Raw genomic sequence first — 12,021 nt, 5'->3', positions numbered from 1 at the left:
TTAAACACATTGAACGATAATGACCGTCCCAGCCTACGATGTGGCGTGCTTACTTAAAAATACTTTAAAAATGTTAATAAAATAAGCAGGCTCAGCGATAATTTGGCAAATTATTTACCAAAGAGAGAAATTATACCACAGTTTTTGCTAAATTGGGCGGTAATTTTTGGCAAATTTGAGAAGTTTTTGGCTTTTAAAAATGTCCCAAAAATGCAATAATAGAACATGCCTGCCTTTGTTATCGGTATGGTGGGCATGCCTTGGATATTTTATGTTTAAGTGATTAAAGTGGTTTTAGTGATTGAAAGTTTAAATTAAAGGATATGACGTGGTACAGATTAGAGACAGCTTGCCCCTGCTGACAGGCAAAGACTCAGGTGATAGTGCAAGTTTGGCAGCAAGCCTTGTGGCAGATCAATTACACCCTGATTTTAAGGCACAACTTCACAGCCAAAAACTCATCACCACCCATGACCATAGCCATGTGACCGACACCCCTGACAAAATTAGCGAGAGTGATATTGACATTGATAAATGGCTATCCAATGTCGCTCAACGTATCGGCAAAGATGAGTTGCCTCTACTCAAAAAGGCCTGCCAGTTCGTACAAATACAATCATCCAAACCCCATAACTCTCGCTCAGGAGCCTATGTAACAGGCATTGGTATGGCGGACATTTTGGCATATCTGTTCCAAAATGAGAATGCTTTGGTTGCTGCCATGCTCTATCGCTCGGTACGGCGTGAACTCATTGGCATGGATACCATCACCCATGAGTTTGGGGCAGACATCGCCCATCTCATCGAAGATACGCTTGCCATGGGACGTCTGTCGGAGACAATAGAGGGCAACAAACGGCTTGAAGATTATTTTGAAAACAACAACCGTGAACAGTTATCCACGATTTATAGCATGCTCATTAGCACCACCAACGACGTGCGTGCGGTACTCATCAAACTGGCTGAACGCACTTTTGCCATGCGTGAGCTGTCCTTTGCCACAGCTGACCGCCAAAAGCGAGTAGCTCGTGAGATTATGACCATTTACGCCCCACTGGCTCATCGCTTATCCATCGCTCAGCTAAAATGGGAGCTAGAAGATTTGGCCTTTCGCTATCTTGCCCCTGATGAATATAAAAGCATTGCCAGCTTACTTGCCCAAAAACGTAGCGAACGAGAACAATATATAGAACAAGTCAAACAAAAACTTACCGATGAATTGGTCAAAGTTGGCATCACATGTGAGGTCTCAGGGCGTGTCAAACACATCTATTCTATCTATCGCAAGATGGTCAAGAAAAACTTATCTTTTGACCAGCTCTATGACATCAGAGCCTTACGGGTACTGGTAAACACCAACGCCGAATGCTATCACACCCTAGGTGTGGTACATGGGCTGTGGCGACATGTTCCTGAGCAGTTTGATGATTATATCACCAATCCAAAACCCAACGGCTACAAATCGCTACACACAGTCGTCATCGCCCAACATCGCACACTAGAAGTTCAGATTCGTACCTTTGATATGCACTTTGAAGCTGAACTTGGTAAGGCATCGCACGTCAATTATAAGGAGGGTTTAAAGGGCAATAAAACAGATGACTATCTCACCGCCAAAATCAGCTCACTAAGACAGCTTTTAGGCACAGATAAAAGCGAGAGCGATGAGATAGAATTAGATAAACTTGATAATGTCCAACAAATCTATGTATTTAGCCGAGATGGTGACATCACCGAAATGCCCAAAGGGGCGACTGTGCTTGACTTTGCCTACCATGTGCATACCGAGGTTGGTAATCGTGCCCAAGGAGCAAGGGTAAATGGACGTTATGTGCCACTGACTCATCAACCCAAAACAGGCGATCAGGTAGAGATTATCACCAAATCAAGCCGAGAACCTAACCGTGATTGGCTTGTTTCATCACTAGGCTACATTCACACCAGTCGTGCCAAAGCCAAACTACGTCAGTGGTTTAATAAACAAGACCGTGATAAAAATATTGAAACTGGCAAAGCTCTACTAATGCGTGAGTTGGAGCGACTGAGCATAACGGTATCAGAGATTGACTTTGGTGGGCTGTGTCGGGAATTGGGCTACAAAAGTGAGGATGAGTTATGCCTTGGCATTACCATGGGCGAGATTGGAGTTAGCCAAATCTCAGGCAAAATCATCAAAGATTTCAATCTGGGCATGCCAACTGTCAGCGAGACACACATTGAGTCTAAGCCCCAAACTCGCCCCAACAAGTACAAGATTGATGTGCATGGATTGGACAATGTAAAAATACACCTTGCCAAATGTTGCAATCCTGTGCATGGCGAACCCATCACAGGCTTTATCACGCTCATGAATGGGGTAAGTATCCACAGTAGCGACTGCATGGAGCTGGTACGACTTAGTCAAAAAGAGCCCGAACGGGTCGTTTGTGCCAATTGGCAAGCTGAGTTTGGACGGTATCAACCTGTTTGTATCGTCGTAGATGCTCACGCTACCAGCGGACTGCTGCGAGATTTGTTTAATGTCATTGACCGTGAGAAAGTCAACATTCAACGTGCCGAGACGGTATTTGATGATGGCATGGATGCACAGATGAGATTCTTTGTGGAGGTGGCAGGCATTGAACATTTATCTCGCCTGCTTGCCAAAATAGAACAACAGCCAAACGTGGTCAAGGCAAGGCGAAGCATGAGTTAGGGTTTAATCATGAGACATTTGACACAAAAAACGGTTCAATCAGATGAACCGTTTTTTGATGGCTTAGCGTGTTTATCAGATGACGTATTTGTCAGATGATATTATTTAGTCATTATTTTACACCATCTTTTACATTATCTTGTGTGGATGTGCCAAGCCATTTTTGAGAAATCTCATCAAGTTTGCCATTGGCTTTGATTTCATCAATGCCTTGATTGACTTTTTCAAGCAGCTCGGTGTTGTCTTTGTGCATAATCATAACAACATCATCTCTATTATCGGCCAGATTGGGATAATACGGCGATAACACAACCTTAATATCTGGGTATTTGTTTGCGGTATATTGAAGCATGGTTTGGTCTTGGACGATGGCATCGTACTTGCCCTGTACCATACCTTGGAACATCAGATAAGTACTGTTAAGTGCATCAAGAGACTTGATTGTCCCTATCTCGTTTAGGTCTTTTTCATGGTAAGAACCACTGCCAACCGCCACATTCATGCCTGCCAAATCTTTGTAACTATTAATGTTCAAATCAGGTTTTATATGCATAATCGCTGACGGTGTTGAAAAATAAGATTTAGAAACACTATATTTGGAGGCACGCTCATCGGTATGACCCATCGTTGCAATCACCAAATCATAGTTTTTGGTGTCCAGTCCTGACAGTAAGTTGTTCGGTGAGATGATAATAGGTTCAACCTTAAACCCTTGGGATTGACCGACTGCTTGTATGATGTCATACTCCAACCCCATGAGCGAACCCCTTTCATCTTTAAAGGTAAAAGGCTCATCAGTGCCTGTCATCGCCACCTGTACCACAGGGGCATCAGCAGGTAAGTCGTTGTCAGGGTTGGAGGTCGGAGCGGTATGACTGGTTGTGGCACTATCGGCAGGGTTTGGCTTGGGGGCAGAGGCTTATTGATTACAACCGAACAGACCAACCGCCATTGGCAGAACAAAAAGACAGGATTTTTTCATAATGACATTCTTGGTAAATTAAAGTGATGGCAAAGTAAAAATAAAAAAGCAATAACATGCCAAATCATAATACCCAAATTTTGCACGTTTGGCAACAGCTAAATAATAAAAACTCGTACTGGCTGACGGACACACAAAGCATCACTTAGCGTGCTTGATACATTCTGTGGCGTATGGTATCGCATCTAGTCGCTCCTCTTGTATCTCTTCACCACATTCAGAGCATTCTCCATATTGGTCATTTTCAATATAAGACAAGGCGATATTGACTTTGGCAAGGTTTTCTTGGGCCTCTACCAGTAAATTTTTACGCATGTCGTTTTGTTGGGCGGCGACAGCTTGGTCATCCCAATGATGTCCCAGCTCATCTTGGGGGTGTTCTAGATGATTGGTAATCTTATCAATGCGGTTTTCATACTCTGCTTTTAGGGCAAGCAGGTCAGTTTTGTGTTTGTTAATATCCATAACAACTCCTAAGATGATGGTTCAAAATACAGATTTAGGTATAGATTAGCATAAATTTTGGGCATTGGATAGGGGTATTTTTAGATGGCATCTCACTTTGATTTAACTTACAATTTTCATTACTTGTATTTCATTACTTGTAATCTTCATTTTAAAATCTCTAACAAATAGCCATTTATTACCAATTTTGCTACAATAGCCCAAATTTTTATTGACAAAAACTATGACAACCAATTTTGACACTCGCTCCATTGCTGAATTTACCGAATCTGCCTACCTAAACTATGCCATGTACGTCATCATGGACAGAGCCCTGCCACACATTGCTGACGGCCTAAAACCTGTGCAACGTCGTATCATCTATGCCATGAATGAATTAGGTCTTCGTCATCATGCCAAACCCAAAAAATCCGCCCGTACCGTGGGCGATGTCCTAGGTAAATACCATCCGCATGGTGATACCGCCTGTTATGAGGCCATGGTGCTTATGGCACAGCCGTTTAGCCATCGTTATCCGCTCATTACAGGACAAGGCAACTGGGGAAGCCCTGACGACCCCAAATCCTTTGCTGCCATGCGATATACCGAAGCTAAGATGAGTAGTTACGCCAGCACCTTATTGTCTGAGCTCGGACAGGGCACGGTGGATTTTGTTCCCAACTTTGATGGCACAATGAATGAACCTGCCACACTGCCTGCTCGTCTGCCAAACATCTTGCTAAATGGCACAACAGGCATTGCCGTAGGCATGGCAACCGACATCGCCCCTCATAATCTGACCGAGACCGTCAAAGCGTGCATTAAACTGCTTAAAAACCCCGACATCACCACAGCCGAGCTGTGCAAAACAATACCTGCCCCTGATTTGCCAACCTCTGCTGAGATTATTACGCCAAAAGACGAACTCATCAAAATGTACCAAACAGGGCGTGGCAATTACAAAATGCGAGCAACTTATCATATTGACAAGCAAGATAAAAACACCGTGATTATAGATGCTCTGCCCCATCAAGTCTCTGGCTCAAAAATCATTGAACAGATTGCCAAACTCATGACGGACAAAAAATTGCCATGGATCAATGACATCACCGATGAATCCGACCATGAAAATGCTTGCCGTATTGTCATTGAATTTAAGCGTGGTAAGATTGATATTGATAAAATCATGACACATCTTTTTGCCACAACCGATTTACAGACGTCCTATCGGGTCAATATGAACATGATCGGACTAAATGGCAAGCCTGAGGTCAAAAACCTAAAACAAATCCTATCTGAATGGCTTGTATGGCGGCGTACGGTGGTGCTAAGACGACTACAAAACCGCCTTGACAAGATTGATAAACGCTTGCACATCTTAGCAGGTTTGCTTGTTGCGTATTTGCACATTGATGAGATTATCCACATCATTCGTAATGAAGATGACCCCAAAGCGGTATTGATGGGCAGTTATGGACTGTCTGACATCCAAGCGGATGCCATCCTTGATATCAAACTTCGCCAATTGGCCAAATTAGAAGAGGTTGAACTCAATGCCGAACGAGATGAACTGACAAAAGAACAAGCCATCATCAATGAACAAATCAACAATCCAGACAGCCTAACAAACCTACTCATCGATGAGCTGACCTCTGAGATGAAAATACACGGTGACAAAAGAAAATCACCCATTGTGGTACGTGAAGAATCTGCCCCCATCAAGGCATCTGAACTAACACCCAGTGAAAATGTAACTGTCATCATCTCAAAAGCAGGCTGGATTCGTATGGCAAAAGGACATGAGATTGACCCTGTCGCCCTAAACTATCGTACAGGCGATGAATACGCCACGCACGCCCTTGGCAAGACGGGCGAGCGACTCATCGTCCTTGACAATATGGGACGCAGCTATGGGCTAGATACAGCAAGCCTACCATCGGCTCGTGGACAGGGTGAGCCGATCAGCAGTATGCTTAATTTGGCAAATGGCGTAAAAATTGAACAAGCTCTATTTGGGCAATATCCCATCATCCTAGCCAGTAATCAAGGCTATGGTTTTATCACCGACACCAAAGGACTAGACACAAGCCAAAAAGCAGGTAAAGCGGTGGTCAATCTGGGTCTGGCACACCTATTGGCTTTTGTTGCCGTGGGCAGTGCCACACACATTGCAGTGGTAAGTAGTGGCGGTAATCTGCTTGTCTTTGACCGTGATGAATTGCCCATATTAGCCAAGGGCAAAGGCAATAAACTCATGAACCTAAAAGACAACGAAACACTGGTAGCGGTATCTGCCTTGACCGATACGGACAATCTTATCATACACACCAATAAACGCACGCTTACGCTAAAACCTAACGACTGGGCAAATTATAAGGGTAAACGGTCAGGACGTGGCAGAGCATTACCAAAGGGATTTTTAAATGTGGTAGGGATGGATGTCAAAAGAGCGGATGAGTGATGACGGACACCACACGACAAGCATGATATGAGTAAGAGGACGATGATTATCCCATCCCCTTATTTGTCTTTGATTTTTTGTTGCTACACCACTTTATAAAGCTGACTGCCTTCTTGTTTGTATTTGTCCTTCATCTCATCCATGCCACGAGCGTACTCTCGTACGTTTTGTGTGATTTTCATAGAGCAGAACTTTGGGCCACACATAGAACAAAAATGTGCCGATTTATGGGCTTCTTTTGGCATGGTCTCATCGTGCATTGCCCTTGCGGTGTCAGGGTCTAGGGCGAGATTAAACTGATCTTCCCAACGAAACTCAAAACGTGCCTTAGACAGGGCATTATCACGCACCTGAGCCAATGGATGCCCTTTGGCAAGGTCTGCGGCATGGGCGGCGATTTTGTAGGTAATGATGCCATCTTTGACGTCTTTTTTGTTGGGCAAACCCAAATGCTCCTTTGGCGTAACATAGCAGAGCATTGCCGTACCATACCAACCAATCATCGCCGCTCCTATCGCACTGGTAATGTGGTCATAGCCTGGGGCGATGTCAGTTGTTAGAGGCCCTAGTGTATAAAATGGTGCTTCTTTACACACATCCAATTGCAAATCCATGTTTTGTTTAATCATATGCATGGGTACATGCCCAGGCCCTTCAATCATGACCTGAACATCATGCGCCCATGCTCTTTGGGTAAGCTCACCGAGTGTTTTTAATTCGCTAAATTGAGCCTCGTCATTGGCATCTTGGATACAACCGGGTCTTAATCCATCACCCAAACTAAATGTGATGTCATAGGCTTTGGCAATTTCACAAATCTCATCAAAATGCTCATAAATAAAATTCTCCTGATGGTGTGCCAGACACCACTGTGCCATGATAGAACCGCCACGGCTGACGATACCTGTCAAACGATTGGCAGTCAGTGGCACATAACGAAGCAGCACCCCTGCATGAATGGTAAAATAATCCACACCTTGCTCGGCTTGCTCGATGAGTGTGTCTTTAAAAATCTCCCACGTCAAATTCTCTGCTATGCCATCAACTTTTTCTAACGCCTGATAAATTGGCACAGTGCCAATTGGTACAGGTGAGTTACGGATAATCCATTCTCGTGTCTCGTGGATATTTTTGCCTGTGGACAAATCCATGATGGTATCCGCCCCCCAGCGTGTCGCCCACGTCATCTTAGCAACCTCCTCATCAATGGATGAGCCTAAGGCAGAGTTACCGATATTGGCGTTGATTTTGACTAAAAAATTACGCCCAATAATCATCGGCTCACTCTCTGGGTGATTGATGTTACACGGAATAATCGCCCGCCCCTCTGCCACTTCTTGACGCACAAATTCGGGGGTAATTTCACGCACGTTCGCCCCAAAATTTTGCCCCTGATGTTGGCGTAAATCCACGCCATCACGCTGTTTGCCATTTTCACGAATGGCGATGTATTCCATCTCGGGGGTGATGATTCCTTGTCTGGCATAGTACATCTGGGTAACGTTTTTGCCCAATTTGGCTCGTCTGGGCTTGGCAATATGGGCAAAACGAATGTCCGCCGTACGAATGTCATTTAGGCGTGCCTTACCAAAATCCGATGTCAAAGCATCCAAAATTTCAGTATCATCACGCTCATCAATCCATCTTTTGCGTAATTTGGGCAGACCTTGATTTAGGTCAATTTGCACAGTAGGGTCGGTATAAACACCTGAGGTGTCATAGACCAAAATTGGCTCATTTTTGATAAAACCATCTTTTTTGCCACCTTGGGCAAGACCTATGGGCGTATCGGTAAGCGTAATTTCACGAAACGGCACACGAATATCATCTTGTGAACCTTGTATATAGACCTTTTGGGAGGCAGGTAAGATACGAGTTAAATCCTTGGCATCTTGTTCGTGTTGGTTGATAAGTTCGGTCGGTGTTGGGGGTTGATTTGCAATGTGGCTCATCATCATGTCCTTGTTAAATGGCTAATAAACAAATCAAGCCATCAAAATGCTTATGATGACAAAGAACGCTTGACAAAAATCAATCACAGATAAGATTTTGAAAACTTGATTTCCTACGGCGGTACGAACCGCATCAGGTTCAACGGATTTTGTGGTTCAACCACAATCTCGGCAACTTTGGGTTGCACTCCGTCAAGTCAGCAACATTATAACAAAGATTTGATGGTTTTAAAATGCCAGATTTGAACATATCTGATTTGCTTTGGCATGCTGTTTATGATAGATTATTCATAAACACATGTCATGTTTGTGAAATTGTGTCAATGCACAACCTTTTAAACCAAACCATTTTATATTCCAAAACAATGGGATGATATGTCATAATGGAATTTAAGCTTTGTATAAAAATCCTTGATAATAGAACACATTAACACATTAATACATTAATTAACACGTTAATAGATATCACATACATCATGATGGAGATGACATGACCTATCAATCCTTTAAATTTTCCAAAAAGTCCTTGGCTCTTGCCCTGCCTGTGTGCTTACCGCTATTTTTTGGGGCATGTACTCAGCCCCAAAACCAAACCACAGACAGTACCAACAAAGAGAGCCATAAAGCCAATAGCACCGTATTAGCTTCCAATCGTGACACACTCACCATCAATAACGGAGCCGAGGTAGGCTCACTTGACCCTCACAAAACAGGGGGCGTACCTGAATCAGGACTGGCTCGTCAGCAGTTTGTGGGGCTGGTCAGTACAGACGCTGATGGCAATATTGAACCTGGCATTGCCAAAAGTTGGGAGAGTGCGGATAATAAGGTATGGACATTCAAACTGCGTGATGCCAAATGGTCAAACGGCGAACCCATCACCGCTCATGATTTTGTATTTAGCTTTCAGCGCATGGTAGACCCTAAGACAGCCGCCAATTTTGCCAACTATGTGGTTGATGCTAAAATCATCAATGCACATGACATCATCAATGGTAAAAAACCCCCTGCCGAGCTTGGAGTTAAAGCCATTGATGACAAGACAGTTGAGATTAGCTTATCAGAGCCTGTGGCGTTTTTGCCTGACATGCTCACCTACACCGCCATGCGACCTGTTCCCAAAAATGTGGTAGAAAAATTGGGTGATGATTGGTCAAAAATTGAAAATATCGTGGTCAATGGTCCTTATATCATCAAAGAACGCATCATGGGTGAGAAAATCGTCCTTGCCAAAAACCCTCATTATTATGATGCCGACAAAGTTGCCATTTCAAATCTTGTCCTACTTGCGGTGGATTCTGGGCAGACGGACTACACCCGTTATCAAGCAGGCGAGATTGATGTGACTTATACCGACATTCCAAGCGAGATTCTTGCCAAAGCTGACAAAAATGAGGTAAAAACATCGCCATCGTTTTGCTCGTATTATTATGAAATGAACGTCAATAAACCGCCCTTTGATGACGTGCGTGTTCGCCGTGCGATGACACTGACCTTAGACAGAGAGTTAATTGCCGAAAAAGTGGCATCTCGTGGCGAGACCCCTGCCTATCAGATGACCCCCAAAGTTACCGCCAACAACCCCAACTACACCCCAGATTGGCAAACACTTGACAAAACCGCTCGCATTGCCAAAGCCAAACAACTGCTGGCGGATGCAGGCTACAATGAGCAAAATCCTTTGAGATTTGAGCTACTCTACAACACCAGCGAAAATCATAAAAAAGTGGCAGTAGCAGCTCAGTCCTTATGGCACGAAGCCCTTGGCGATACCATCAAAATTGAACTACACAACCAAGAGTGGAAATCCTACCTTGCCACTCGCCGTAACCACGAACACCAGATGGCTCGTGCGGCATGGTGTGGCGACTATAATGACCCTGCTGCCTTCTTAAACGTCATGAAAACCAAAGGTTCGGGCAACTATGGGGCATATTCTAGCAAGGAATATGACAACTTGCTAAAAACTGCCTATACCGCCAGCACACCAGCAGAGCGTGCCAAAATATATCATGAACTTGAAGCGATTTTGGATAAAGATGTGCCAAATGTGTGGGTATATTATCAAGTAAACGCACGTGCGGTAAAACCATATGTCAAAGGCTACTCAACCAAAGACGCTCTTGGCAACTGGCAAGCTCGTCATTGGTCATTTGAGTGATGTCAATTTTGTCAAATCTGTCAGATGAATTAAAAAATGTCGGATGAATTAAAAAATAAAGGGCGAAACGTTCACCCTTTATTTTTGTCATGCAGGTTCTGTCATGCGATTAATTTTTCCAAAATCTTACCATAAATTTGGGTCAGTTTCTCCAAATCAGTAACCGCTACTTTTTCATCTATCTGATGGATGGTGTCATTTAATACACCCAGTTCAACCACCTGAGCGTCCATTATCGGAGCGATAAACCGCCCGTCCGATGTCCCGCCCGATGTGGACAATCTACTGTCTGTGCCTGTAACGTCGTGGATGGCAAATACCACAGCATCCACAAAGTCGCCTTTTGGTGTCAAAAATGGCTCACCCGACAAGTTCCATTCTATCGTATAGGTCGCCTTGCTGTCTTTGAAGTGCTTATCCAAAATGGCGTAGGTTTTTGCCTGTAAGCTCTCGGCACTGCTTTGGGTGCAAAAGCGAAAATTAAACAGCACCTCCACATCATTTGGTATCACATTGGTCGCCCCTGTACCGCCATTTATGTTGGAGATTTGCATGTCGGTGGCAGCAAAATAATCGTTACCCTCATCCCATTTAGTCGCTGTCAGCTCCGCCAAAGCAGAGATAAGCTCATGTATGGGATTGACTGCCAAATGTGGGTAGGCGATATGTCCTTGTTTGCCCGTTACGATAAGTTTGGCATTTAGTGAACCACGCCTGCCATTTTTGATGACATCGCCAAGTGTGTCTGTGCTGGATGGTTCACCCACAAGACAATAATCCATACACTCACCACGACGGGCAAGCTCTAATACAACCTTATGCGTGCCATTAATCGCCACGCCCTCTTCATCTGCGGTAATAAGCAGTGAGATATCGCCTTTGTGGTTGGGGTAGTTCTTTATGAACTCATCACACGCCACACAAAAACAGGCAATGGCGGTTTTCATGTCGCTTGCCCCACGCCCCCACAGATAGCCGTCAGCCACGGTTGCCGAAAAAGGCGGATACGTCCATAGGCTCTCATCGCCCACAGGCACCACGTCTGTATGCCCTGCAAAACATAGGTGGGGAGCGGTGGAGTCAGAGCCTTTTTTCTTGGCGTAGAGATTTTTGATTTGGGCGTTTTTGCCATTGGTGGCATTGTCGCTTGGGTCACCAAAATACAAAAACTGGCAATCAAAACCTAACTTATCCAAATACTGTGCCAAAATGTCTTGGCATTGGTAATCATTGGGGGTAATGGATGGCTCTTTTAACAAGGCGACAGACAGAGATAAGGTAGGGGTCATGGGGCTTTTCCTGATTAACTTAACATAACAATTGGTA

The 12,021-nt window shown here is 44.3% G+C and carries 8 protein-coding genes and 1 riboswitch; of the genes, 4 read left to right on the top strand and 4 right to left on the bottom strand.

Translation table 11 applies throughout. From position 1 onward, the window contains the following. Positions 1-328 precede the first annotated feature (328 nt). Entirely contained in the window at positions 329-2,695 is a 2,367-nt protein-coding gene (locus A7456_RS06735; protein WP_067008936.1) for a RelA/SpoT family protein, read from the top strand. A gap of 112 nt (positions 2,696-2,807) precedes the next feature. Here A7456_RS06735 and A7456_RS06730 read toward each other — a convergent pair whose 3' ends face one another. After that, positions 2,808-3,452, bottom strand: a complete 645-nt coding sequence (locus A7456_RS06730) for a substrate-binding periplasmic protein (RefSeq protein ID WP_406946778.1) — start codon at positions 3,450-3,452, stop codon at positions 2,808-2,810. 114 nt (positions 3,453-3,566) lie between these two features. On the opposite strand from A7456_RS06730, the gene A7456_RS11435 reads away from it, so the two are divergent. Next, entirely contained in the window at positions 3,567-3,704 is a 138-nt protein-coding gene (locus A7456_RS11435) for a hypothetical protein (RefSeq protein ID WP_158512502.1), read from the top strand. 114 nt (positions 3,705-3,818) lie between these two features. On the opposite strand, the gene A7456_RS06725 is transcribed toward A7456_RS11435, so the two are convergent. Beyond that, positions 3,819-4,142, bottom strand: coding sequence for a TraR/DksA family transcriptional regulator (locus A7456_RS06725; RefSeq protein WP_067008930.1), 324 nt, complete (start codon positions 4,140-4,142; stop codon positions 3,819-3,821). Positions 4,143-4,365: 223 nt separating this feature from the next. On the opposite strand from A7456_RS06725, the gene parC reads away from it, so the two are divergent. Beyond that, on the top strand, positions 4,366-6,582 hold the full coding sequence (gene parC / locus A7456_RS06720) for a DNA topoisomerase IV subunit A (RefSeq protein WP_067008927.1): 2,217 nt from the start codon (positions 4,366-4,368) through the stop codon (positions 6,580-6,582). Between the two features lie 83 nt (positions 6,583-6,665). Here parC and thiC read toward each other — a convergent pair whose 3' ends face one another. Further along, positions 6,666-8,534 (bottom strand): phosphomethylpyrimidine synthase ThiC, encoded by a 1,869-nt coding sequence (thiC, locus tag A7456_RS06715; RefSeq protein ID WP_067008925.1) that lies wholly within the window; start codon positions 8,532-8,534, stop codon positions 6,666-6,668. A gap of 92 nt (positions 8,535-8,626) precedes the next feature. Then, positions 8,627-8,736, bottom strand: a riboswitch (TPP riboswitch). 288 nt (positions 8,737-9,024) lie between these two features. On the opposite strand from thiC, the gene A7456_RS06710 reads away from it, so the two are divergent. Then, a complete protein-coding gene (locus A7456_RS06710; RefSeq protein WP_066893109.1) occupies positions 9,025-10,695 on the top strand; it encodes a peptide ABC transporter substrate-binding protein in 1,671 nt (556 codons plus the stop codon). A 101-nt stretch (positions 10,696-10,796) separates the two neighbouring features. Here A7456_RS06710 and dapE read toward each other — a convergent pair whose 3' ends face one another. After that, positions 10,797-11,984: a succinyl-diaminopimelate desuccinylase gene (gene dapE, locus A7456_RS06705; protein WP_067008921.1), complete on the bottom strand. Its 1,188-nt coding sequence runs from the start codon at positions 11,982-11,984 to the stop codon at positions 10,797-10,799. Positions 11,985-12,021 lie beyond the last annotated feature (37 nt).

Source organism: Moraxella nonliquefaciens, from assembly GCF_001679005.1.
Taxonomy (GTDB): Bacteria; Pseudomonadota; Gammaproteobacteria; order Pseudomonadales; family Moraxellaceae; genus Moraxella; species Moraxella nonliquefaciens.
This window is presented reverse-complemented; position numbering and strand designations above follow the sequence as displayed.